This window comes from Stenotrophomonas terrae (assembly GCF_039674165.1).
In the GTDB taxonomy this organism is placed as follows: Bacteria; Pseudomonadota; Gammaproteobacteria; order Xanthomonadales; family Xanthomonadaceae; genus Stenotrophomonas; species Stenotrophomonas terrae_A.
This window is the reverse complement of sequence record NZ_JBDJMY010000016.1, coordinates 33,014-57,335: the sequence shown is the minus strand read 5'-3', so window position 1 is coordinate 57,335 and position 24,322 is coordinate 33,014. Positions and strand designations below refer to the sequence as shown.

General features: G+C 64.5%; 23 protein-coding genes. 12 read left to right on the top strand and 11 right to left on the bottom strand.

Translation table 11 applies throughout. The features are described 5' to 3' along the window. Positions 1–271: 271 nt before the first annotated feature. The 8 genes from ABE493_RS09575 to ABE493_RS09540 form a co-directional block, all read right to left on the bottom strand. Positions 272–1,132: a PA4780 family RIO1-like protein kinase gene (locus ABE493_RS09575; RefSeq protein ID WP_346498699.1), complete on the bottom strand. Its 861-nt coding sequence runs from the start codon at positions 1,130–1,132 to the stop codon at positions 272–274. Between the two features lie 528 nt (positions 1,133–1,660). Further along, positions 1,661–3,217: an FAD-binding oxidoreductase gene (locus ABE493_RS09570; protein ID WP_346498698.1), complete on the bottom strand. Its 1,557-nt coding sequence runs from the start codon at positions 3,215–3,217 to the stop codon at positions 1,661–1,663. Between the two features lie 14 nt (positions 3,218–3,231). Next, positions 3,232–4,812, bottom strand: a complete 1,581-nt coding sequence (locus tag ABE493_RS09565; protein WP_346498697.1) for an alpha/beta hydrolase — start codon at positions 4,810–4,812, stop codon at positions 3,232–3,234. Positions 4,813–4,821: 9 nt separating this feature from the next. After that, positions 4,822–5,829, bottom strand: a complete 1,008-nt coding sequence (locus ABE493_RS09560; RefSeq protein ID WP_346498696.1) for an NADP-dependent oxidoreductase — start codon at positions 5,827–5,829, stop codon at positions 4,822–4,824. Next, on the bottom strand, positions 5,829–7,001 hold the full coding sequence (locus tag ABE493_RS09555) for an acyl-CoA dehydrogenase family protein (RefSeq protein ID WP_346498695.1): 1,173 nt from the start codon (positions 6,999–7,001) through the stop codon (positions 5,829–5,831). Before ABE493_RS09555 ends, ABE493_RS09560 begins: the two co-directional genes overlap by 1 nt. A 55-nt stretch (positions 7,002–7,056) precedes the next feature. After that, the gene (locus tag ABE493_RS09550; RefSeq protein WP_346498694.1) at positions 7,057–8,457 is read right to left on the bottom strand and encodes a flavin monoamine oxidase family protein; all 1,401 of its coding nucleotides are present in this window, start codon (positions 8,455–8,457) and stop codon (positions 7,057–7,059) included. A 150-nt stretch (positions 8,458–8,607) separates the two neighbouring features. After that, positions 8,608–11,040: a TonB-dependent receptor gene (locus ABE493_RS09545; RefSeq protein ID WP_346498693.1), complete on the bottom strand. Its 2,433-nt coding sequence runs from the start codon at positions 11,038–11,040 to the stop codon at positions 8,608–8,610. 89 nt (positions 11,041–11,129) lie between these two features. Next, positions 11,130–11,981 (bottom strand): DUF1838 family protein, encoded by an 852-nt coding sequence (locus ABE493_RS09540; protein WP_346498692.1) that lies wholly within the window; start codon positions 11,979–11,981, stop codon positions 11,130–11,132. 468 nt (positions 11,982–12,449) lie between these two features. On the opposite strand from ABE493_RS09540, the gene ABE493_RS09535 reads away from it, so the two are divergent. From ABE493_RS09535 to ABE493_RS09525, 3 genes are read left to right on the top strand one after another with little or no spacing between them, the layout of a single operon-like run. Then, complete coding sequence (locus ABE493_RS09535; RefSeq protein WP_346498691.1) at positions 12,450–13,637, top strand: class I SAM-dependent methyltransferase; 1,188 nt, start codon at positions 12,450–12,452, stop codon at positions 13,635–13,637. Next, the gene (locus ABE493_RS09530) at positions 13,634–13,993 is read left to right on the top strand and encodes a hypothetical protein (RefSeq protein ID WP_346498690.1); all 360 of its coding nucleotides are present in this window, start codon (positions 13,634–13,636) and stop codon (positions 13,991–13,993) included. Before ABE493_RS09535 ends, ABE493_RS09530 begins: the two co-directional genes overlap by 4 nt. A gap of 48 nt (positions 13,994–14,041) precedes the next feature. Beyond that, on the top strand, positions 14,042–14,548 hold the full coding sequence (locus ABE493_RS09525) for a hypothetical protein (RefSeq protein WP_062170515.1): 507 nt from the start codon (positions 14,042–14,044) through the stop codon (positions 14,546–14,548). Here ABE493_RS09525 and ABE493_RS09520 read toward each other — a convergent pair whose 3' ends face one another. Further along, entirely contained in the window at positions 14,549–14,980 is a 432-nt protein-coding gene (locus ABE493_RS09520) for a hypothetical protein (RefSeq protein ID WP_346498689.1), read from the bottom strand. A gap of 30 nt (positions 14,981–15,010) precedes the next feature. Between ABE493_RS09520 and ABE493_RS09515 the strand changes: the two genes are divergently transcribed. From ABE493_RS09515 to ABE493_RS09505, 3 genes are all read left to right on the top strand, one after another. After that, positions 15,011–16,153: a nitrilase-related carbon-nitrogen hydrolase gene (locus tag ABE493_RS09515; RefSeq protein WP_346498688.1), complete on the top strand. Its 1,143-nt coding sequence runs from the start codon at positions 15,011–15,013 to the stop codon at positions 16,151–16,153. Between the two features lie 237 nt (positions 16,154–16,390). Continuing rightward, entirely contained in the window at positions 16,391–16,960 is a 570-nt protein-coding gene (locus tag ABE493_RS09510; RefSeq protein WP_346498687.1) for a hypothetical protein, read from the top strand. Between the two features lie 108 nt (positions 16,961–17,068). Continuing rightward, positions 17,069–17,647, top strand: a complete 579-nt coding sequence (locus ABE493_RS09505; RefSeq protein ID WP_346498686.1) for a methyltransferase family protein — start codon at positions 17,069–17,071, stop codon at positions 17,645–17,647. A 16-nt stretch (positions 17,648–17,663) separates the two neighbouring features. Here the strand turns inward: ABE493_RS09505 and ABE493_RS09500 are convergent, their stop codons facing one another. After that, entirely contained in the window at positions 17,664–18,416 is a 753-nt protein-coding gene (locus tag ABE493_RS09500; RefSeq protein WP_346498685.1) for a hypothetical protein, read from the bottom strand. A gap of 136 nt (positions 18,417–18,552) precedes the next feature. Between ABE493_RS09500 and ABE493_RS09495 the strand changes: the two genes are divergently transcribed. The 6 genes from ABE493_RS09495 to ABE493_RS09470 all read left to right on the top strand — a co-directional run bounded on the left by ABE493_RS09495 (position 18,553) and on the right by ABE493_RS09470 (position 23,122). Continuing rightward, positions 18,553–19,935 carry an amino acid permease gene (locus ABE493_RS09495; RefSeq protein WP_430980749.1) on the top strand — a complete coding sequence of 461 codons (1,383 nt, stop codon included), beginning with the start codon at positions 18,553–18,555 and terminating at the stop codon, positions 19,933–19,935. Between the two features lie 93 nt (positions 19,936–20,028). Then, the gene (locus tag ABE493_RS09490; RefSeq protein ID WP_346498683.1) at positions 20,029–20,613 is read left to right on the top strand and encodes a YdeI/OmpD-associated family protein; all 585 of its coding nucleotides are present in this window, start codon (positions 20,029–20,031) and stop codon (positions 20,611–20,613) included. A gap of 61 nt (positions 20,614–20,674) precedes the next feature. Beyond that, positions 20,675–20,941 carry a hypothetical protein gene (locus ABE493_RS09485; protein WP_057626952.1) on the top strand — a complete coding sequence of 89 codons (267 nt, stop codon included), beginning with the start codon at positions 20,675–20,677 and terminating at the stop codon, positions 20,939–20,941. Between the two features lie 300 nt (positions 20,942–21,241). Beyond that, positions 21,242–22,423, top strand: coding sequence for an NO-inducible flavohemoprotein (gene hmpA / locus ABE493_RS09480; RefSeq protein ID WP_346498682.1), 1,182 nt, complete (start codon positions 21,242–21,244; stop codon positions 22,421–22,423). A 133-nt stretch (positions 22,424–22,556) separates the two neighbouring features. Continuing rightward, positions 22,557–22,937, top strand: coding sequence for a DUF1761 domain-containing protein (locus ABE493_RS09475; protein ID WP_346498681.1), 381 nt, complete (start codon positions 22,557–22,559; stop codon positions 22,935–22,937). Between the two features lie 32 nt (positions 22,938–22,969). Further along, the gene (locus tag ABE493_RS09470) at positions 22,970–23,122 is read left to right on the top strand and encodes a hypothetical protein (RefSeq protein ID WP_346498680.1); all 153 of its coding nucleotides are present in this window, start codon (positions 22,970–22,972) and stop codon (positions 23,120–23,122) included. Positions 23,123–23,844: 722 nt separating this feature from the next. On the opposite strand, the gene ABE493_RS09465 is transcribed toward ABE493_RS09470, so the two are convergent. After that, positions 23,845–24,273, bottom strand: a complete 429-nt coding sequence (locus tag ABE493_RS09465) for a hypothetical protein (protein WP_346498679.1) — start codon at positions 24,271–24,273, stop codon at positions 23,845–23,847. Between the last annotated feature and the right edge of the window lie 49 nt (positions 24,274–24,322).

Below are 24,322 nucleotides of genomic sequence, written 5' to 3'. Positions count from 1 at the left end.
TACCTGCTCCCTCCCTTTTGCATAGCAAAGGGGAGGGTTGGGGAGGGGTGCTTTTGCGGCCTTTCCAGCGCTGCATGCTTCGCGGCTTACGCCGCTCCTACACGCTGCTGGGGGGTGGTTTGGAAAGCCCTGCCGAGCATGGCTCGGCACTACATGCCCCCTCCCTTTTGCGGAGCAAAGGGGAGGGTTGGGGAGGGGTGCTTGTAAAGCCTCTGCCGAGCATGGCTCGGCACTACGTCAGGTCTTTGCCGAGCACCGCTCGGCATTAGCCTCAATCGTCGTCTTCTGCGGCGGCTTCGCGGCCTTGCTGGCGGATCAGGGCTTCTTCGCGGGCGTCGTTGATGGCGTGGCGCACGCTGTCCAGGTCCACGGCGCGTTCGTCCGGGGTGAACTGGCCGGTCAATACGGTATCGGGCAGAAGGTCACCGGTTTCGAACAACTCCCACATTTCTTCGCCGTACCAGGTGTCCAGCAGCTCCGGGGCGCTGCGGCCGAGATTGGCGGTGAGGTTGTTCATGTCACGCAGCAACATGGTGCGCGCGGCATTGTTGCCACCGGCACTGACCACCTGCGGGAAATCGATCACCACCGGGCCGTCCGGCCCAACCAGCACGTTGTACGGCGACAAATCGCCGTGGATCAGGCCGCAGCACAGCATCAGCTTGACCTGCTGCACCAGCACGGTGTGGAACTGACGTGCCTGCTCGGCGCTCAGGTCCACCTCGCCCAGGCGTGCGGCGCTGAAGCCTTCGGCGTCGGTCACCAGCTCCATCACCAGTACGCCATGGAAATAGCCGAACGGCTCGGGGACGCGCACGCCGGCATCGCGCAACTGGTACAGCGCGTCCACCTCGGTGTTCTTCCACGCCGCTTCGGCCTGCTTGCGGCCGTAGTTGCTGGCCTTGCCAATGGCGCGGGCCTCACGGCTGCCACGCACCTTGCGGCCTTCCTGGTACTGCACGCGCTGCTGGAAGCTGCGCTGTGCCATGTCCTTGTAGACCTTGGCACAGCGGACTTCACCGCCGCTGCGGACGACGTAAACCGCCGCTTCCTTGCCGCTTTTCAGCGGGCGCAGAACCTCGTCGATGACGCCGTCGTCTATCAGTACCTGCAGTTGTTGGGGTGTTTTCACAATGTCTCGGTGGATGCGGGTGACGGTCCGATCTGCATCGAACGTGGGCCGTCCGGGTGGGATCAGGCGGGCATATTGTTGCCGATGGTAAAGAAACGGGCCAGCCATGGCAGCAAAACAGGGTTCAGGCTGGACAGTTGCGGTGACAAATATGCGAACGGCCAGGCGTTGTGCCTGGCCGTTGGGTTGGGGTTATTGCCGGGGGTGCAGCAGGCTTCGCCTGCCCCCTCTCCCCAACCCCCGCTCCGCGCCCCGGCCCTTGCGCCAGCGCAAGGTCGTTCAAGGTGCCACGAACCTGCGGTTCGTCAGCCGGCCCCTTTCACCCCGCAAGGGGAGAGGGGCCACAGCAGCAGCGCTGCCGCGTCGAGTGCTGCTTTGGCCGCAGAATCCCAGCCCCCTCAATGGGCGAAAGCAGCAAGACTGCAGTATCGAGTGGTGCCTCAACCTGCGGGATCCCAGCCCCTCTCCCCTTGCGGGAGAGGGTGCCCCCGCGAACGCGGGGGCGGGAGAGGGGTTGCTTTGGTAGCCTCAGCGGCTGAGCACACCCGGGTTCATCAGGCCCTTGGGGTCGAGCTGGGCCTTGACCGCATCCAGCACCGCCAGCGCCGCCGGGTCACGGCCGGCGCGGTAATCGTAGAACTTGCCCAGCTGCAGGTTGGCCGCACCGTGCGCGCGCATGGTGTCGGCGATCTGCCGCTTGAGGACATCAGCCGCGGCGCGGGCGTCCAGGTGCTCACCCGGGCAGCCGATGCGCTCGCGGTGGTCGGCATCGACGGTACGCTGGTGGAAGACATTGTGGCTGTCGGGCCAGTAGATGCAGGGCTCGATCACAACGGTCTGTGCGCCCACGCTGGACAGCAGCGTGCCGATGAAGATGCCGTGCTTGTCCATGGTTTCCTGCTCGCGTACGAACAGCGCCTGCAGCGCGTTGAACATGCCGGTGGCCTTGGAATGCGGCACCAGCGCATGCACTGGCGCCCAGCGCTCGCCCTGCGGGCCCAGCATTGAATTCCATGCGGCGAAGGGATTGGCCGCCATCATCTTGGGGATGGACGGCTCCACGCTTTCCCCAAACTCGCCCACCAGCTTGCGCGCGCGGGCGACGCGGTCGGCCACTTCGGCGGCGCTGTCGCCTTCCAGGGTGATGTGCAGCGAAAACTGCTCCTGGTCGACGATGTCGCGGCCCTTCACCGCCAGCTTCAGGCCGGAGATCAGGCCGCCCTTCTTGATCACATTGGTCAGCGCCTTGACGTCGCTGGACAGGCCGGCGCGGCGCATGCGCACGCGGGTCAGCGCCGGATCGAAGGCCGCCGTTTCACTGGCCAGACCATTGCGCGACAGCACGCCCAGCGCGGCGAACAGGCCTTCAGCGGTCGGGAACTGCCAGGACAGATAATCAATGTGCGCATGCCGGGGAATCAGCTTGAGCACGATGCGGGTCTTGATGCCGAGCAGGCCGCAATCGCCGAGAAACAAACCGGTCAGGTCCGGGCCGTACCAACGGAAGAATGGCGCGGTGTTGGCCGCAGCCGCCGAACCGGTGGTGAGAATATCGCCATTGGCGGTGACCACCTGCAGGCCCAGCACCACGTCGGCCGAGCAGCCATAGCGGGCACTGCCGTGGAAGATCGCGCCCTGCGACATGCCGCCGCCCACGGTGGCGTGCGAACCGGACATCGGCCCGAAGTACGGCGTGCGCGCGCCCTTGGCATCCAATGCTTCTTTCAGAGCGCGCCAGGTAACGCCGGCCTCGACCACGACGTAGGCGTCCTCCAGATTGATCTCGACGATCTTGTCCAGCGCGCCGGTATCTACCAGCACCGCCGGGCTCTGCGCGGCGGTGTAGCCGCCGGTATAGCTCATGCCGCCACCCCGGGCGATCACCGCCACGCCGGCTTCGGTTAGCTGCTTGACCGCATCGGCAAGCTGCTGCGCATCATTCGGCCGCAGCACCGCCAGCAGCGGCTTGCCCTGCGAATAGACATCGGTGGAGAAGTACTCAAGCTCGCTGGCATCGGTGACGATGCTGCCGCCCCAGCTGGATTGCAGGCGGTCGATGACGGCGATTGCGGTGTCGTTGCTCATGGGGGTCCTTCAACTCAGGCAGACAGGGCGGCAGCGCGCCCCTGGTAATCGGATTCGGTGTCGGTGACTACGCGCAGCGGCACCGGCAAGGCGCGCAGGCGTGCGCTCAGATCGGGCGTGGTGACAGCGCGCAACAAGCCATGCAGGCGCGCGCCCAGGCGCAGCAGCTCGACCACGTTGGCGTGCACCAGCGCAGGTGCAGGTGCATCGACGCGACGGCGTGCGGCAGCGCTGGGCGGTAGCCACGGCCATAGCAGGTGGCGTTCGCGTTCCCATTGCCAGGCATCGCACAGATAACCACCGGCACGATCAATGACCGTCGTCGGCAAATTCTGCAGCAGCAGCGCCTGTTCTTCGGCGTTGAGCAGCCAGGGCGAATGCAGCACGACCTCGGCAACGCGCGTGCCCAAGGCATCCACCAACGCAGGTACGTAGCCAGCGGCCGCGCCATGCGCTTCGATCACCAGCGGCAAGGCCTTGTCTGCGGGAATGGCGTCGCGCAGTGCGGCGACCAGCGTGGCAGCATCCAGCGGACTGTCGCTTTCGCAGGAGGCACCATGGCCGGGCAGATCCGGCAGCAACCATGCGCTGTCACCGGCATCGATCTGCTGCGGCGACAGCGGGCGCGTGCCCGGCGCGTGCAGGCACAGGCGCAGTGCGCCCTGCCCTGCGCGTTCCCATACCGCCATGTCACCGGCAGCGGTGGCGATGATGCGGCGTTGCCAGTTCGCCGATGCGGCGACAGAAGTGGCAGCTTCGACAAAGGCCGGTTCGTTCGCCAGGACCTGCGCCAACCAGCCATCCATGCTGTCGTGCATAGCGGGAATGCCATCGGGCTCTTCAACCACCGTCACGTTGGCCGGCAAGTCGTGCAGGCGCGGCATGTGCGCCAACAGCGGATCGCCATGGCGGTACACCAGCCACGATGGCATCTGCAGCTGCTGCACCCAGAAGTGATCGTTGTGGCGGAACGCGGCGGCGTAACCGGCGCGGTAGGTATCGCCCACGTCGAGCACGTCCATCACCGTCTCGCGGCTGCTGTCGGTGGTCTGCGGTGCAATCGCCATGGCCGCTTCGGCGCGGCCGTCGTACCAGGGGAAGTAGTACTTCTGCTCGCGCATGCGCGACCACAGCCAACGCAGGTGCGAGCCGTCCCACTGCGCCACGAACGGTGGCAGATAGGCATCGCCGTACAGCGCGCTTTCTTCCGGGGTAAATGCCGCATAGCCATCGACCACCAGCGCGGCAACCCGCGCCGGCTCGGCCCAAGCCAACCAGGTCGCGATCAGCCCACCGGTATGCATGCCGAACACGGCGAAGCGCTGCAGGCCGAGAGCATCGATGAACTGCAGCGTGGCGGCACCGAAATCCGCAATCGTCATCGGGTTGCCAGGCAAGGCATCGGAATAACCGAAGCCCGGCGTGTCCGGCGCAATCACGGTGTAACGGTCGGCATAGCGCTGCATCATCGCCGCCCACATCCGCGAGTTCTGTGGTGACTGGTGGATCAGCACCAGCGCCGGGCCGCTGCCGGCAACGCGGTAATGCACCTGTCGTCCGTTGACGGACAGGAAGCGCCGTTGGATCTGGGTCATGCGTATTCCTTAGAGCCGTACCAGCGCCTTGCCCAGGTTGTCGCCATTGAGCAGGCCAATGAAACCAGCCGGCGCAGTGGCCAGCCCGTCGTGAATGTGTTCGCGGTAGCGCAGCGTGCCGGCGGCAATCATCTGCGCCAATTCGCTGCGGCATTGCGCGAAGTCGCCCAGATGGTCGTAGACCACCAGGCCTTCAAGCCGTGCGCGCGCACCAATCACCGGACCCAGGTTGGGGCCAGCCGGGCGTTCGGCACGGTTGTATTGATCGCTTAGCCCGCACAGCACTACCCGTGCATGCAGACGCAGCAGTGACAGCGCCGCTTCCAGCACGGCGCCGCCCACGTTGTCGAAATAGCCATCGATGCCTTCCGGGCAGGCCGCGCGCAGCGACGCGGCGAAATCCGCATCGCGGTAACTGACGCAGGCATCAAAGCCGAATTCGTCGGTGACGATGGCGCACTTCTGCGCGCTGCCGGCAATGCCGACCACGCGGCAACCGGCGGCCTTGCACAGCTGGCCCACCACGCTGCCTACTGCGCCGGCAGCAGTGGATACCAGGATGGTCTGGCCGGCCTTGGGCTGCAGAATCCTGCGCACACCGGCCCAGGCGGTCAGGCCGGGAACACCGAGCACGCCGACCGCGGTGCTGACCGGCGCCAGCGCCGCATCAATCAAGGAAGTGGTGTTTGCATCCATTGCCGCGAACTCGGCCCAGCCGGTCATGCCGGTGACCACGTCACCTGGCTGGAAGCGCCCACTGCGGTCTTCGACCACCGTGCCGATGCCGTAGCCCGGCACGATGCTGCCCAACGGCGGGCACGGCACCGCGTAACGGCCGCCGAGCTGCGCGCGCAGGAAGGGGTCCAGCGACAACCATTGCACCCGCACCCGCAGCTGGCCATCAGCGAGGGGCGGTAGCGGCAGCTGGCGCAGTTCAAAGTCCTGCGCCTGCGGCATGCCTTGGGGAACCTGCCGCAGGCAGATGGCCTGCATTGTGGTGTGCAGGCCGTCCATCATCAGAACGCGTTGATGCCGGTCAGCTCGCGGCCGATCACCAGCTGGTGCACGGTCTCGGTGCCTTCATAGGTGATCACCGACTCCAGGTTCAGCGCGTGGCGGATCGCACCGTGTTCGGTGGTAATGCCGGCACCGCCGAGCAGGTCGCGGCATTCGCGGGCGATGTCGATGGCCAGGCGGCAGTTGTTCCACTTGGCCAGCGACACCTGCTGCGGCTGCATCTGCCCGGCATCCTTCAGGCGGCCGAGCTGCAGTACCAGCAGCTGACCGGCGGTGATGCGGCGGGCCATGTCGGCCATCTTGATCTGCGCGCTCTGGGTGGCGGCTACCGGGCGGCCGAACAGGATGCGCTCCTTGGTATAGGCCAGCACTTCGTCCAGGCAGGCGATGGCCGCACCCAGCGGGCCCCAGGTGATGCCGTAGCGGGCCTGGGTGAGGCAGCCGAGCGGGCCCTTCAGGCCTTTCACGTTGGGCAGGCGGTTGGCATCGGCCACGCGCACGTTGTCGAAGAACAGCGCGCCGGTCACCGAGGCACGCAGGCTCATCTTGTGCTTGATTTCCTGGGTGGTGAAACCCGGGGTGCCCTTCTCGATGACAAAGCCCTGCACGCCTTCATCGGTGTTGGCCCAGACGATGGCGATGTCGGCTACCGAGCCATTGGTGATCCACATCTTGGAACCGTTGATCACCCAGTCGCCGCCGTCCTTGACCGCGCGGGTTTTCATAGCCGCCGGGTCGGAGCCGCCGTGAGCTTCGGTCAGGCCGAAGCAGCCGATCACCTTGCCGCGCGACATGTCCGGCAGCCAGCGCATGCGCTGCTCTTCCGAACCGTAGGCGTAGATGGGGTACATGCACAGCGAGCTCTGCACCGAGACGAAGCTGCGGATGCCGGAATCGCCGCGCTCCAGTTCCTGGCAGATCAGGCCGTAGCTGACGCTGTTCAAACCGGCGCCGCCGTACTGTTCCGGCAGCGAGCTGCCGAGCAGGCCCATGTCGGCGATTTCGCCGATGAGCTCGTTCGGGAAGCGGCCCTGGTCGAAGCAATCGCCGATGATCGGCAACACGCGCTCATCGGTGAAACGGGCGACGGAATCCTGTACAGCGCGTTCTTCCTCGCTCAGCAGCGAACGCACGTCGAACAAATCGTAGGGGTTCAGTGTCTTCAGGCTCATTACTGTCTCTGGAAGGCGCATCCGCGCCCGGAAGGTAGGGGATAAGGTAGTTCAATCAGGCCGAAAGAATTGCTGCAGCTGCACGTTCGCCCGAGCTGACGGCCGCTTCCATGCCCGGAACCTGCAGTTCGGTCTGCTCGCCGGCAAAGTGGATGTTGCCGAACGGGGTATTGGCCCAGAGCAGGGTTTCCAGGAAACGGCCGGGGGCGATTTCAGAGAACGCGCCATCGGCCAGCGGGTCATTGCCCCAGCTGCGGGTCTCGAGCGGCAGCAGCGCGCCCTTTGATGCCGGGCGCAGCCGCTGCATGGCGTTGATGGCCCACGCAAAGCGCGCCTCACGGTCAAGCGTGTCGGCGTGCCGGGCCATCGCGCCGTTGAGCCAGACGATCAGCCGGTTGATCTGGCCATCGGCGCCGGGCACCGCAAACACGCGCTGCAGCGGGCCATCGCCCCACAGCGACAGCGGCAGGCCGTCGTCTTCCCAGAATTTGCGGGTGGGCTGCAGGTGCACGGTAGTCACCGCATTGGCGCCACGTGCCGACCACACTCCCTGCTGCGCCACCGGTGGTGCCGGATCGATGGCGATGCGGCTGAGCGGCCCGCTGGGCAGGGCCAGCAACAGGTGCGCAGCGCGGAAGCGGCGGCCGTCAGCACAGCGCACTTCCAGCGTGCCGCGCGAGGACTCCACCCGGGTGACCTGGGCATCGAGCACCGGCGGTTGCGCCAGCGAGGCGGCCATGGCCTCGGGCAGCGCCTGGCTGCCGCCCTGCACCCAGCCGGTGCCCTTCGAACCAAACCGCCGCAGCGCATCGCGGCGCAGGGCATCCAGCGCGCTGATGGTCTGCAGCGAGGAAAAACTATTGCCGATATCCATCCACTGCAGCGCCTGCGGCGACCAGCCCTTGCTGGCGATCAGTTGCGCCAGCGGGATATCCAGCGAGAGATTGTTGGGGTCGCGCCAGCTGTCCGGCGCCGGCAGGCCCAGCTCACCGATCGCGGTGGCCAGCAGCATCGGCGGCAACAGGCCATGTTCGCGGCCCTGCAATGTATTGAGGGGGCTTTCACCCCATTGCGGCGCAGGCACCAGCCTGTCGCCCAGTACCAGCCCCAGCCCTGCGGCGCTCGGCAAGGCGACCGACGGTGGCTCGATGCCGACACCCACGCGTTTGGCATGGGCATGCACGCGTTCGTAGCCGGTACCCACTTCCACGCCGCCGATTTCAAAACGGATGCCATTGCGCACCACGGTCTGCAGGCGGCCGCCAACGCGCGGGTTGGCCTCCAGCACGGTAACGCGGGCACCACCCGCTTCCAGCGCATACGCGGCAGCCAAACCGGCCAGACCGGCGCCGACCACGATCACATCGCTGCTCGGCACTTTGGCGTGCAGCATGCCCGGCAGCAACGACAGTGCGGCCATGGCGGAAACTCCCTTGATGAAATCGCGTCGTTGCATTGCGGGAACCTGAGGGTGCGGGTTGCTGTTGCTTCACTGCCGTCCTTCCCACACAGGTGGGAAGGACGCTTTGATGACTTTCGATGAATCCAAACAGGCGATTCGCGGACTGGGAGGACGCAGCGCGTTCTCCCAGCCCGCGTTTACCGCTTAGAACTTGTAGCTGACTTCCACGCCGTACATGCGCGGCAACGACGGGGTAAGACCGAAGTCGCGCAGGTTGGTCACGGCCACGCCGGTCAACGGCGGCACTGCCGGCACTGCCACGTAAGCGTCCGGATTGATCGTGCGCTGTGCGTCTTCCAGGGTGCGGTCGTTGAACGCGTTGTTGACATAGGCCGAGACCTGCAGCTGCTCGGTCGGGCGGATGCTGAAGCGGAAGTTGGTACGGGTGGAAGCGCCGATATAAGCCAAGTTGTCGACCTGGATGTAGCGCTTGCCCTCGTAGTTCACGTCCATGTTGGCGGTGTATTCCCAACCATTGGACAGTGCGCCGTCATACATCAGGCCCAGCGTCGCCTTGTGCTTGGGTACGCGCGGCAGCGTGGCGCCGGCAGCATCAGCGGCCGGGTCCGCCAGCGTCGGGGCGTTGCTGTCGGAGAACAGATCGGCCTGGTCCTGGCTGATGAACTTCAGGATCTCGGCATCGGTGTACGAATACGCCAGGCTGGCCAGCCAGCCCTGCGCGAACGCCCACTGGCTTTCCAGCTCGAAGCCACGGATGCGCGATTCACCGACATTGGTGGTGTAGCTGGTCGAGAACAGCGAGCCGTTCTTGCGGATCACCGGGCCGGTTTCGGTCAGCTGCTGGTTGGTCCAGTCGATCTGGTAGATGTTGGCGTTGACACGCAAGGTGCCGTCCAGCCAATCGCTCTTCATGCCCAGCTCGTAGTTCCAAGCCTCTTCTTCCTTGTACGTGCTCAAGCCACGCGCGATCAGCGCGTCACGCTCGGTTTCGAGGAAGTCGGCACGGTAGACGTCGGTGTTGAAGCCGCCCGGCTTGTTGCCCTTGGACACCAAGCCGTACAGATTGACGTTTTCCTGCGCCTGGTAGCTCAAGGTCCAGCGCGGGGTGAAGCTGCTGAAGGTCTTGGCCAATGCATACGGCTGGCGGTAGGTGCTGCCGGCCAGCACACGGATGTCGGTGCCGCCCTTGCTGATTTCGTCGCGCGCATAACGCCCTTCCAGCGAGGTGGTCCACTGGTCGTTGATGCGCCAGTTGATCAGGCCGTAGAGCGCTTTGTTGACGGTCTGGTCATCGGGGTCTGTGGGCACCGGGGTGACCACCTTGCTGCCACCGATGGTGTAGCCGGTCAGGTCGCCGCCCCAGCCGGGCAGCGCCTGCTGCTTGTAGTAGTACGCACCAAGCATGCCCGACACAGCCAGGTTCTGGTCGGTGGTCAGGCGGATGTCCTGCGACCAGTTCTTGACGCCGGTGTCGGCGAAACTTTCAAAGCCACCGCCGTAGCCGCGAATGGCGCTGTAGTCCTGGTCGCTGGCCGAATAGGTATCGCTCTTGTTGTAGGCCGAGGTCGAGGTCAGGTTCCAGCCATTGGCGAACAGGTAGTCCACCACCACGCTGGTACGCAGCAGGTCGGTCTTGCGCCCCGGGAAGTAGCCGGCGCTCTCGAATTCCTTGGTGTTCAGCGCGTATCCCGCCGGTGCCTTCAGCTCACCACAGTAGTAGCCGCGGCGGCGCGACTCGAGGATCGGCACACCACCGGCCGAAACGCCGCTGTACTCGGGCAGGTAGCAGTTGAGGTTGTTGCTGCCCAGGCGCGCAACGGCAAAGTGCTGGTCGCGGCTCTTCTGCTGCATCACCCGTGCGGTGATATCCAGCGCATCGGTCGGCGACCAGGCAATGGCGGCCATGCCGCTGATGGTCTCGGTGCCGTTGAGGTCTTTCCTGCCCGAGGCACTGTTGTAGAACACGCCATCGTTGCCGCGCTTGTTCAGGCTCAGGTCGTAACCGAACGAGCCGTCTTCATTGCCGCCCGAATAGAACAGGCCCATTTTTTCCTGGCCGTAGTTGCCGGCGCCCAGGGTGACCTTGCCGCCCGGTGCGCTGCCCGGGCGCTTGGTGATGAAGTTCACCGCGCCGGAGAAGGTGCGGCGACCGAACGCCGCCGACTGCGGGCCACGGATCACTTCCACGCGCTGGATGTTCTCCAGGCCGTAGCTGGAGATGTCACCTTCGACATAGATGCCGTCGATGAAGAACGAGGCGTTGGACTCGCCCTGGATGTTGGACATGCCGCGGATCACCGGGCGATCGAAGCCGCGGCCGTAGCCGGACTTGAACGAGAAGCTTGGCGACAGGTTGGCGATGTCGCGCACGTCGACCAGGCCCTTCTTCTCGATGGTCTGCGCGGACATGGCGGTGATCGGCAGCGGCATCTGCTGCAGCGGCTCGGACACGCCGCGTGCGGTTACGGTGATCTGGTCAAGACTCTGTACGGCATCGCTGTTGGCGGCCGGCGGTGCAGCCGATTCGTCCGCGGCTTGGGCCGCGGCGTTGCCTGCGCACAACATCAGTGCAAAGGCGATCGAGGAGCACAGCAGGTCTGGCTTGATGATTTTCATTTATTTCCCGACTGGAAAGTTTGATCGGAATGGATTGGGAGGATGGATGCGCCGTCTTGGGGGAGGGTTCCGTCCTGTGTTTCCGTACTTCAGTCCTGCTGTTTCGCCGCCGCGCCCTGCTTGAGCTGCTTGTAGTAGCTCCAGCTGGTGACGTTGGGCTGCACCCAGGTTTCAGGTGCGCGTGCGTACTCCGGGTAGCGGGTACGGACGAGTTCCTGGATATCGGCAGGCAGTTCACTGACCGAGGCGCGCTTGTTGCCCTGCGCGACGTACAGCAGATTGCCCGGGCGTGTGCCCAGCTTCATCCAGGGGAGCCACGGCCCGATGCGGGTCCAGCCGTAGGTGACCGGCACGCTCTTCAGCGCCGGGTTTTCGAGGTCCGCGCGGGGCGCGAAAAACATGAAATGCTCCGAGCCCATGTAGGTGGGGCCGGAAGATTCAGCGGGGAATTCGCTGGGCTGCAGCGGGTTGGGATAGGCCAACGGAATGTTGAGCGTCAACATCACCTGGTCACCGGCTTCCACCCACGGCAGGTGCAGCGGCCGGCCCGGTGCATTGAGCACGGTGTTGACCGGGTCGTTGGCAACCTGCACCACCTCGTTGCGTTCGCCGGAGAACGGGTTGTCCCAGCTGTCGATGATCTTGCCGGTCTTCAGGTCGCGGTAGAACGTCAGCTCGCGGGTATACAGGCGCCACACGCCATCGGCCTGCTTTTCGGCACGGCAGATGTTGTAGCCCTCGAAGCCCAGCTGCGGTGCCGGCTTCTGCCCCGGCTCCTGCGAGAACAAGGTGCCGGCCCACCACAGGATCTCTTCCTGTTTCGGGTCCAGCGAACAACGCAGCTTGACCATTGCCTCAACGCTGCCCTGTTCGGACTGCAGATCCAGCGCTTTCGCCTGTGGCGAAAGTGCAATTGCGGCAGCCAGCAAAACGGATGACATTCGAATCACGTCTAACCCCCCGGTTGAAGTGGAGCCAGAAAGCCAGCGGCTGGCGTGCTCCGGACCACGGAAGACGAGTCTGTTGACCCATCAAAGATGTCATATAGCTATATCATTAGTACATGATTGTCCAATCATTTGTAGAACCTATGTCGCAGATCCCGTGGCAGTGCTGGGGCGTGTGAAAACGCTGCAGCAGCAGGCCTTGGCGGGATTGCGCAAGATGTTGCTTTGCAACAAGAAATGACCTGGCGACGATGTGAAAATCGGCACTGGTATTTTGTCCGGACATTTGAGAAATTCGGGATTCGGGGGTGTGAGGGCGGCCTGGTGGCGGCCGGCATCAACGCCGTTCATGGCCCACATAGCGGCATCCGCCGCACTGGTACCAACGGACGCTTGACCCTGAGCAGATCCGCATGACATATAGATATAACTTTAGAACTTGAAGCCTTTCGAGGAGTTGCCATGAGCCAGCAAGCCCTACCCCCGAGTTGGCAGCACGTAGGCCGCCACGCGGTGTTCCCTGACAGCGCGCTCGATGACACGGCACGCTTCGATTTCCTCGCCAACCTCAACGGTTACCTGGCCACCCAGCTCAGCCCCAAGGTCAAGCTGGCTTACGAGCAGCGGGTGAAGCCGGCGTTCGAGAAGGAAAAAGGCCGCGCCCCGGAAACCCGCCACGAAGTACGCAAGGCGATGGCTGCCGATGGCATCTACCAGACCTGGAGCGCCCTGCGCCGCAGCAGCATGGAGATGCGCCAGCAGGCCGGTCGCGGCCTGGTGCTCAAGCAGGTGGATGCGCTGATCGACAAGGCACGCGCGCTCAATGCCAGTGACGATGGCCTGCAGCTGGACGCATCGGTGAAGGTGCCGCGCTACTCCAGCGCCGTCGACATCCATTGCATGCCCGGCGGCTACCACACCGAACTGCTGGCCGATGACGTATCGGCGGCCGCCAACTACGACTGCGGCATCTTCGCCACCACCGGCGGCATGCTCGGCCGTTACAACGATGGCGGCGGCCAGGCACTGGCGCAGTGGCTGCAAGAACAGCACCCCGAATTCAAGCCGCGCCGCATCCTCGATATCGGCTGCACGGTCGGCCACAACATCGTGCCGCTGGCGCAGGCCTTCCCGGACGCCGAGGTGATCGCCATCGACGTGGCCGCACCGATGCTGCGTTATGCGCATGCACGCGCCCGCGCCCTGGGGGTGAACAACATCCGTTTCCGCCAGGCCAATGGCGAGGCGCTGGATTATGCGGACGGCGCGTTCGACCTGATCACCACCTCGATGTTCTGGCACGAGAGTTCGGCCACGGCGATGCCGCGCAAACTGCGCGAAATCCATCGCCTGCTGGCAGCCGGCGGCCTCACCGCGCATCTGGAACAGCCGCAGTACCACGGCATGGACCCATACGAGCAGTTCATCCGTGACTGGGATGCGTACAACAACAACGAGCCGTTCTGGAGCGTGATGCACGAGTACGACCTGCGCCAGATGATGGCCGCGGCTGGCTTCGATGCCGAACGCTATTTCGAAACCAAAGTCCGCGGCGTGGTCGACCGGGACATCTTCCCGGTCGCCAGCGAAAGCGGCGAAGACCACGGCCGTGCTGCGCTGTGGACCATGTTTGGAGCGTGGAAAGCATGAGCATCGATCCGATCGCCCTGGCCGGCAGCCGCGCCCGTGGCAAGCGTCCGTACTTCTTCAAGGACCCGGATGTCGAGCGCGTGCTCTCCATCGCCATGGCCATCGCCATGGAGAACGCGGTGACCCACCAGCGGCTGGATGCGCTGGAACGTTTGATCGAAAGCAAAGGCCTGCTCAGCAGCGAGGAACTGGACCAGTTCCGACCGGACCGTGAGGCCGAAGCCCAGCGGACGCTGTGGATGAAGGAATACATCGCCCGGGTCCTGCGCATCGTGCAGCAGGAAACCGAGGCCTTGGAAGGCGGTGCTATGGACGTGCCGATGGAAGAAGTGATGGATGCACTTCGCAACGAATGAGGCCCAGCCTCAACTGATGACATCAATACGACCACAAGGGAAACCGCAATGCCGAACATGCAACTGCACATGCCGCTGCTGGCCCGCCACGAAGGCGTCTGGGACGGCGTGTACCGTTATTACGATGCCAATGGCGACAAGATCGATGAGCACAAGTCGCGCCTGATCTGCCGCTTCACCAGCGACGAAAACCTGCCCTACCACCAGACCAACCACTACAGCTGGGCCGACGGCAAGGTGGAAGTGCGTGACTTCCCGACGCGCTATGAATTTGGCCGGGTGATCTTCGACAACGAACTGATCTACGGCTGGGCCGCCGAAGTGCCGCTGGACGATCACCACCGCACCGTCATGCTGTATTGGAAGCGCAAGGGCGAGGAAGGTCTGGAGCTGTACGAGATGATCCAGCTCTCCGATTGCGGGCAGATGCGCAACCGCATCTGGCATTGGTACAAGAACGGCGTGCTGGTACAGCGCACCCTGATCGACGAGAAGTTCGTCAGCCGCGACTGGCAGAAGATCAAGGGCGAGAGCTTCAACGGCGACCCGATCTGATTACGCAAACGGAATGATGACTCGGGGCGCGATGGCGCCCCGAGTTTGTTTGAACACTGCAGATACTGCTTGAGCCCCTCTCCCGCATGCGGGAGAGGGGTTGGGGTGAGGGGAAGCTTTTAAAGCTTTAAAGCTCCCCTCATCCGCCCCTCGGGGCACCTTCTCCCGCAAGCGGGAGAAGGGAAGCTGCAGAAGCAAAAGCCAAAGCAATTGCAAAAGCAATTGCAAAAGCCAAAAGCCAGAAGCCAAAAGCCAGAAGCCAGAAGCCAGAAGCCAGAAGCAAAAAGCAAAAAGCAAAAGAACAAAAACAAAACCGAAGGCGAAAGCGAAGGCGAAGGCGAAGGCGAAGGCAGTAGCCGGGGCAACTGCAACTGCACAAACAACCGCAACCGCAACCGCAACCGCAACCGCAACCGCAACCGCAACCAACATGATCCAGGCTATCAACCACCGAGGTACGCAATGAGCAACACCCGCAGACATTTCCTGGGCAGTGCCGCCGGCCTGGCCGCGCTGGGCGCGGTTGGCCCGTCCCTGCTGGGTGCCTCGGCACCGGCGCAGGCGGCAATGGGCAAGGGCCCGGACGCGCTCAATGAGCGCACCGATGGCACCTATGCAACCGTGGAGCTGGCCAAGCCGGCCTGGACCCTGGGCCTGGTGCAGTCGCGCGTGCACAGCTTCGATGCGCGCGAATGGAAGTCGGCCACCAAGGCCAACCTGGCGCACATGCTGGACCTGATCGACAAGGCGCATTACCACGCCAAACCCGACCTGCTGCAGTTCCACGAATTCCCGCTCACCGGCTGGCGCAAGTGGACCCGTGAGGAAATCCTCAAGTTCGCCATCACCATTCCCGGTGAGGAAACCGAGGCCATCGCCAAGAAGGCACGCCAGTACGGCACCTGGATCGTGTTTGGCGCCTACGCCACTGACCCGGATTGGCCGGGCCACGTGCTGTCGATCACCACGATCATGAACGACAAGGGCGAGATCGTGGACAAGCACTGGAAGCCGCGCAACCTCAAGGGTGCCTTCCCGGATTTCGAGCTGTTCACCACCACCACTTACGACGTGCTCGACCGCTACGTGGAAATGTACGGCCGTGACGCAGTGGTACCGGTCACCCGCACCCCGCTCGGCAACATCTGCACCAGCTCCACCCAGCGCGAACCCGAGCTGTTCCGGGCGATGGCGTTCAAGGGCGCCGAGGTGTTCCTGCGCACCGCCTCGGGCGGTTTCTCGGAAATGGATGTCGCCGCCTGCGCGATGTACAACGGCGTCTACTCCTCGATCGTCAACAACTCGATCTCGCCGGACAACGGCCCTTACTTCGATGACCCGGGCTCAGGCGGCACCGCCCTGTACGACCCCAGCGGCAAGGCCATCGCCGAGGCGCAAAGCAAGGAAGAAACCCTGGTGCTGGGCCGCGTGCCGATCGCCGAGCTGCGTGCGCGCAAGCGCCAGCCGGTGGTGCACATGGATCTGTTCCGCGACGTCTACGACACCTACCAGAACGCCTACCCGCCGAACCTGTGGTCGGAATACCTGCCCACCTCGCTGGAAGACGCCGCCCGCTACATCCGCGGCAAGTCGCGCTGGAAGTAAGCATCGCCGCAAGGCAGTGCGGGCATCGGGCCAGTCTGCCCGATGCCCATTGTGCCGCGTGGCTGTTCAGCATCTATGGGCTGACGCTGAACAGCCGGCCCGGCACAATCGTGATGGATCTCACGGAATCTGCACCTGGTCTGCACACCTCGCTGCCGATACTGCGCGCAGGGGGAATGTTGACCGGCCACGGCTGGGAACGCCCGTTCCTTGTCGCCGGAGTCAGCAATGCTGGGAATGTTCAAGAAGAAAACCGCAGGCGTGGTCATCGTCACGCTCAACGCGCGCCTGCAACCGATGCACCGTGCCGAGCTGGAAGACGCATTCAGCGATGCCTGCAATGCGCATGACCTGGGCGCTGAGGTAGTAGGCGGCGGCACCCTGCTCGCCGACAACGGCGAAGTAGCCGCCTGCGACATCGAAGTGCGTGTGGATGACCTCAGCCCCGACAGGGTGGCCATGGTCGGGCGCCTGTTCGAAGCGATGCTGGCACCGAAAGGTTCGTACATGATCGCCGGCAGCGACGGCAAGCGCATCGCGCTGGGCCGGCACGAGGGCCTGGGCCTCTACCTCAACGGCACCGCGCTGCCGGAGGAAATCTACGAGGTATGCGATTCCAACCACGTGCATGACGAATGCGAGCGCCGCCTGGAAGGCCTGGGCATGGTCAACAGCCACTGGCAGGGCCCCACCGAAACCGCGCTGTACATGTACGGCGAGAGTTTCGAGCGCATGCATGCGGCGATCCTGCCGCTGCTGGAAAACTACCCGTTATGCCGGCAGTGCCGGGTTGAACGCATTGCCTGAGTGCAGCGCTGCGGCTGGGCAGTGCGCGGCGTTCATCCGCTGCTGACAAGCTTGGCCGGGCAGCGGTATAAGGTTGCCGCTCGCCCCACACAATGCGCGGTGCAGGCAATGCCATTGGCCTTCGATCTGGGCTTGAAACTGTGCTGGCTGATCCTGCTGGTCTACTGGGGCGTGACCGCCCTGCAGGCCAAGCCGGTGACGCGCACCGAATCACGCTGGAAACAGCTGCTGGTGTACTGGCTGCCGCTGCTGGTGGCAGTGCTGCTGCTCGGCCCGGGACCATGGTTCGGGCATAGCTGGCTGCGCGAGCAGTTTGTGCCGCATTCGCTGCCGGTCTACACGATTGGCCTGTTGCTGTGCATCTGCGGTGTGGTCCTGGCGATCTGGGCGCGCTGGCGGCTGGGCCGCAACTGGAGCGGCAATGTGCAGATCAAGCAAGCCCATGAGCTGATCACCAGCGGCCCCTATGCACGCGTGCGCCACCCCATCTACAGCGGCCTGCTGCTGATGTTCAGCGGCAACGCGCTGATGGTCGGCGACTGGCGCGGGGTTATCGCCGTGCTGATCGTGCTGGCCTCGTTCTGGGCCAAGCTGCGCCAGGAAGAACGCTTCCTGGCGGCGCATTTCGGTCCGGCCTATGCCGACTATGCGGCGCGCACCCGGATGCTGATCCCCGGCCTGCTGTAACGGCCAGGGCGGGTGCTCAGGGCCCGCGCTCGGGGTCATCATCCCCGCTGCGCCCCGCCCCGTAGCCCAACCCGGCACCCATGCCCATGCCGGCCCCCATGCCGCCCATGCCACCACCGGCGCCAGCACCGCCCTTGCCGGCACCACCGCCTTCCTTGTCTCCCGCCTTGCCGCCACCCTTGCCACCGCCACCGCTGCCGGCCGGGCGCAACGGCCCCTGCTGCGGAATGGCGACGGCTGCGGGAATCACTTCCAGGTCCAATACGCTGCGGATGAAATCGCGCAGCGACACCACCAGCTCGGCGGTATGGATCGGCCGGCCTTCCACCATGTCGGTGGCAGCGCGCGCGGCCAGCCGCACCTGTTCCTCGGTGCCCAGCAGGATCACGTCCGACAACGCCGCTTCCACCGCATCGCGGATGCGCCGGGCGCGCTCACCGGCCTCGCCCGGGTCCACCACCGGCAGCAGCACCGTGCCCTCGGCGGTGGTCACCGCCTGGCCCTGTGCCAGCTCGGCAGCGCGTCGGCGCAGGTCGCGCAGATGGCTGGGGTCAACGCTGAGATCACCTGTAAAGGAGCCGCCCAGGGTCTTGTAGGCGGCGATCAGGGTTTTCAGCCTTTCGTTGATCTGCCGATTGGCCGCTTCACGCTTCTGCTGCACCACCTGCATCACCAACAAGCGAATGCCTACACCGATGAGGGTGATGATCGCCAGGCCAAACAAGGTCGACAGCAGGCCCTGCCAAGAGCTGAAATCCAGACCGCGCATGCAACCACCACTTGCTGCAGGCGCACAACGGCGCCGAGGCAATCATCGTAGCGATTTGTCGGCGGCCGCAGGCACCGGGGCGGACACGACAGCGGACGGACGCGGTATCGTGTCGCCCTTCTCAACACCGAAACTCCTGCCGATGCCCAGCACTTCTTCCGCCCCGGCCAGCACTCCTCCACAGAAGCTGGAACGTGCACTCAAGCCACGCCAGCTGATCATGATGGGGCTGGGCAGCGCGATCGGCGCCGGCCTGTTCCTGGGCTCGGGTGTGGGTATCCAGGCAGCCGGTCCGGCGGTGCTGATCTCCTACCTGGTAGCGGGCACCCTGGTCATCATCATGATGCACGCCATGGGCGAGATGGCCGCCGCACGGCCGGCAAGCGGCGCGTTCTCGGTATATGCCGCCGATGCCCTGGGCGCCACTGCCGGCGCCACCGTGGGTTGGCTGTGGTGGGCGCAGCTGGTGGTGGTGATCGCCGCCGAGTCGGTTGGTGCGGCCGGGTTGCTGGCCTCGGTATGGCCGCAGCTCTCGGTGCCCTTGACCTCGCTGGCGTTCATGGTGGTGTTCACCGTCATCAACATGATGGGTGTGCGCAATTACGGCGAATTCGAGTTCTGGTTCGCCATCCTCAAGGTCGGCGCCATCATCGCCTTCATCCTGATCGGCATCGCCCTGCTGCTGGGCCTGCTGCCGGACGTACCCTCGCCGGGCCTGGCCAACATCACCGGCCACGACGGCTTCATGCCCAAGGGCCTGGCCGGCATCGGTGCGGCGCTGCTGGTGGTGATCTTCGCCTTCGGCGGCACCGAGATCGTGGCCGTGGCCGCGGCCGAAACCCAGGACCCGGAACGCAGCCTGGCGCGCGCCATCCGCACCGTGGCCTGGCGCATCCTGGTGTTCTACATCGGTTCGATCGGCGTGATCATCGCGGTGGTGCCGTGGAACAGCCCCACCCTCAAATCGCCGTTTGCCGCCGTGCTGCAGGTGGCCAACATCCCGGGTGCGGCCACCGCCATCACCCTGATCGCGGTCATCGCCCTGCTGTCGGCGCTCAATGCCAATCTGTACGGCGCCTCGCGGATGATCTATTCGCTGGCCGAACGTGGCGAGGCGCCGCGCTGGCTGGGCGTCACCAATACGCGCCAGGTACCGGTGGTGGCGGTGCTGGCCAGCGTGCTGTTCGGCTTTGCCGCCACCGTGCTGGAGCTGATCTACCCGGACAAGGTACTGCCGGTGCTGCTCAACGTGGTCGGCTCCACCTGCCTGCTGGTCTGGACCATCACCCTGGTGTCGCAGCTGATCCTGCGCCGCCGCGCCGACCGCCTGGGCACGCCGCTGCCGTTCCGGATGGCCGGTTTCCCGTTCCTGACGGTGCTGGCGCTGGCTATCCTGGCGTTGATCTTCGCGCTGCTGCTGCTCACCCCGGAAACCCGCCTGCAGTTCCTGTCGATGGCCGCCTTCACCGCCTTCATCGCACTGTGCAGTGGCCTGGCAAGGCACGCCCGCCGTACCTGACCGTGCCAAATCAGCTGGCATTCGAGCCCATCGCCACGATGGGCTTGTTTTAGTGCGCAAGTGACGGCAGGCTGCGCCCATCCGAGGCCAGTCATGTCCACAGCCGATCCCCGCGTCGACGCCTACATCGCCAATGCCGCCGCTTTCGCCCAGCCCATCCTGCGCGAGATCCGCCAGCGTGTGCACAGCGGCTGCGGCGCGGCCACCGAGGCGATCAAGTGGGGCATGCCAGCCTTCCTCTACAAGGGCAAACTGCTGTGCGGCATGGCTGCATTCAAGGCGCACGCCACGCTGGGCTTCTGGCAACGCGCCGATGGCAAGGGCGACGACTCGGCCATGGGCCAGTACGGCCGCCTGCAGTCGCTGCGCGACCTGCCCGGCAAACGCGAATTCAGCAACCAGCTGCGCGCCGCCACGCAGCGGATTGATGCCGGTGCAAGCCGGCCCAAAGCCGCTCCGCGCGCGCCGCTGCCGATGCCGCCGGCGTTTGCCGAAGCGTTGGCAACTGTACCGGCAGCCAAGGCCCACTTTGACGGTTTCACACCCGGCTACCAACGCGATTATCTGGAATGGATAGGCGAAGCCAAACGTGACAGTACCCGCCAGCAGCGTATTGCCTTGGCCATCGAGTGGTTATCCGATGGCAAGCGACGCAACTGGAAGCATCAAACGCATTGACGTGGGCCGCGCCAGCGATTCCACTTCCCCCAAACACCCCCATCAGTCCTGTTGCTACGCCATGATCGATCTAGAAGACCTCATCCAGCGCGCCATCGACCCGGCATCCGTCAAGCTGGAAGGCACCCTGACAAATCCGCCGTCCTTCGGCGTGTACGCCATCGAGAACGTCGATGACGGCAGCACCCATTTCCGCTTCGGCAACCATCCGGTGCGCAAGCAGGAACTGGAAGACAAGTTCGGCAATGCCGAACTGGAGTACCTGTTCCTCAACCGCGAGGATGCAGCAGCCATGACGTCGGCATTGAACCGCCCCGAAGCGGACTGAGCTTTCCGCGCTCGCAAACACGCCCCGCTGTTGTAGAGCCGAGCCATGCTCGGCTGGGCCTTGCCGGTCGGCTGTGGCTTACCGGTGAAGCCCCTTGCCGAGCATGGCTCGGCACTACGCTTCTCTCTCGCCGCGAAGGGCTCGTGCAAGGCTTGCAGGCATTGCGATTCCGCCAGGCGCGGTGACTGCGCATGAGCCGCATTCAGCCCATCAATCCGGCCACTCCTTGACTTAAATCATCGAGAACGCTGCAGGTGAAGGGGGAACATGTGGTCACCCCCGCAGCAGGAACCTCTCACCATGCTCAGCTCCACCCAACGTGACCTCATCAAGGCGACCGTCCCCCTGCTGGAGACCGGCGGCGAAGCGCTGACCAAGCATTTCTACGGGCTGATGCTGACCGAGAGCGATGCGGCGCGCCCCCTTTTCAACCCCGTGCACCAGCTCAGTGGCGACCAGCCGCGAGCGCTGGCCAACGCGGTGCTGATGTACGCCAAGAACATCGACCGGCTGGAAGCACTGGGCCCCCTGGTTGGGCAGATCGTGGCCAAACACGTCGCCCTGCAGGTGCTGCCCGAGCACTACCCCATCGTCGGCCACTACCTGCTGCGCGCGATCCGCGAAGTGCTGGGGCCGGACGTTGCCACCGACGAAATCATCGACGCCTGGGGCACCGCCTACCAGATGCTGGCCGACCTGCTGATCGGCGCCGAGGAGTCGGCCTATGCCGCCAACGAAAGCGCGCCTGGCGGCTGGCGTGGCGCCCGCAGTTTCCGTGTGGCCGACAAGGTCCGCGAGAGCGCCGAGATCACCTCCTTCCATCTGCAGCCGGTAGACGGCGCCGCGGTGGTGGATTTCCAACCAGGCCAGTACATCGGCTTGAAGCTGCAGCTCGACGGCCAGGAGGTGCGCCGCAACTATTCACTGTCGCGTGCCGCAGATGGCCGCGGCTACCGCATCAGCGTCAAGCGCGAAGACATGGGCAAGGTGTCCAACTATCTGCATGACAAGGTGCAGGTCGGCGACACACTGGAGCTGTTCGCACCGGCCGGTGATTTCACCCTAGTTGCAGGCGAGCGCCCGATTGCCTTGATCAGCGGCGGCGTCGGCATCACCCCGACCCTGCCGATGCTGGAGCACGCCCTGGCAAGCGGCCGCCAGGTGCACTTCATCCATTGCGCACGCAATGGCCAGGTGCACGCATTCCGTGATTTCATCGCCGACAAGCAGAAGCAGCACCCGCAGCTGCGCAGCTACACCTGCTACAGCGATGCGCTGCCCGGCGACAAGGCCGATGCCGATGGTTTCCTGAGCCGCGAGCTGCTGGAGCAGTGGCTGCCGGCCGAGCGCGACGTCGAGGCCTACTTCCTCGGGCCGAAGCCGTTCATGGCGCAGGTGAAGAAACTACTGCGCGATGTCGGCGTGCCGGAAACGCAGAGCCACTACGAGTTCTTCGGCCCGGCAGCGGCACTGGAAGCCTGAGCGGCATCGCCGCAAACGTGTGAGAGGTAGGAGGCCGGCGGGGAAACCCGCCGGTCTTCTTTTTGGGCCGCGGCTACGCAAGTACCTGCAGCGGCGCTAGGATGCGGCATCGCTCACTGCTTTGGGGAAACGCATGAACGTTTATGCCGTGGTGCTGGCCGCTGTATCGAGCTTTCTGCTGGGCGGGCTGTGGTATTCACCGGTGCTGTTTGGCCGCGCATGGAACCTTGAAAACGGCGGCGAAGTACCGCCGGGGCATCCGGGCAAGGTATTTGGCGTGGCGTTCTTGTTTTCGCTGCTGGCGGCGTTCGCGTTCGCCTGGTTCATCGGCCCGGCACCGGAACTGCGCAAGGCATTGCTATGCGGATTGGTCGTAGGCTTTGGCATGGTCGCGGCGAGCTTCGGCATCAACTATCAGTTCGCGCAGCGCAGCGGAAAGTTGTGGGCGATCGATGGTGGCTACCACACCGCACAGTTCGTGCTGTTCGGCCTGATCCTGGGCTTGTGGCACTAAGGCACTGAGGGCAGTAACGAAGATCCCTGCTGTTGCTGTTGCTGTTGCTGTTGCTGTTGCTGTTGTTGCTGTTGTTGCTGTTGTTGCTGTTGCTGTTGCTGTTGTTGCTGTTGCTGTTGCTGTTGTTGCTGTTGCTGTTGCTGTTGCTGCTGTTGCTGTTGCTGTTGCTGTTGCTGTTGCTCTAGCCCCCTCCCTTTGCCGCAGGCAAGGGGAGGGCTGGGGAGGGGTAGCTTCGGCTTCGGCTTCGGCCGTGGCTCTAGACTTTGACCTACCGGGTCCCCTTCCGCAGCGACGGAGCTGACGGACAAGACCCCGCATGGGGCGGCGTGCAGGACGCACGCCGTTTTTCGACGATACAAGGATGTATCGTCGAAAAATCCCGGCAGCGGAGTGGACCTGGAGCGCGCAGCGCGGAAGGCGCGTAGGCAGGGTGTGCTTTCTTTGGGCCACCTTTCTTTGCACAAGCAAAGAAAGGTGTGCTCGCGCGCCGCAGGCGGGCGAAAGCCCTTGATCTTGATCTTGATTGCCGTTGAGGCAAGGGCAAGGACAAAGGCAAAGGCAAGAGCTTTCACTCCCCTTCGGGGAGCGAGTCACTTTTCTTTGCTTGTGCAAAGAAAAGATAACCAAAAGAAAGCACACCCTGCCTCCGCGCCCACGCCGCTACGCGACGCGGGTCCACTCCGCCGTCAGGATTTTTCGACGATACATCCCTGTATCGTCGAAAAACGACGTGCGTCCTGCACGTCGCCCCGTTCGGGGTCTTGTCTGCCGGCTCCGTCGCTACAGAAGGGGCCCGGTGAGTCAAAGTCCAGAGCAACTGCAACTGCCAAAGCTCGAGCCACGGCCAAGGCACCCCTCCCCAACCCTCCCCTGCGCTTTGCGCAAGGGAGGGAGCTGGAGAACTGCCTTACGCGAGGTTGGCGCGCAGCCAACGCATCACAGTTTCAACTACGCCCAGCTTCTGCGGCACGTCCAACCCCAGCGCCCGCGCGAAACCATCGGCATTGCGAATGAATGCCTGACGTGCGATCCGCTGCGCCTGCTGCACGGTCGACTGCTGCCTGCGCAGCTGCACGATCTGCACCGACGGCCGTCCCGGCGGCGCGAACTTCTGGAAGCGACGCAACTCGTCAGCCACCAAGCCAACATCGGCGTCTGCCTTGAGCAGATGCTCACCGGCCAGCAACAGCTGCTCCAGTGCCTGCCCTGCAGAAGTCAGCGCTTTTTCTTCGGCAGCGAACATGGGCGCTGCCGCCAACACTGCCAAGGTGCTGTCGCGTTGCTGCAGACGCTGCAGGTGCGCTGTCCAGGGGAAGGCTGCGTGCGGGGTGGCCATGGTTTTCGGTATTCGGGGGAAGGCGGCGAACTTTACGGGTTGGCGGATG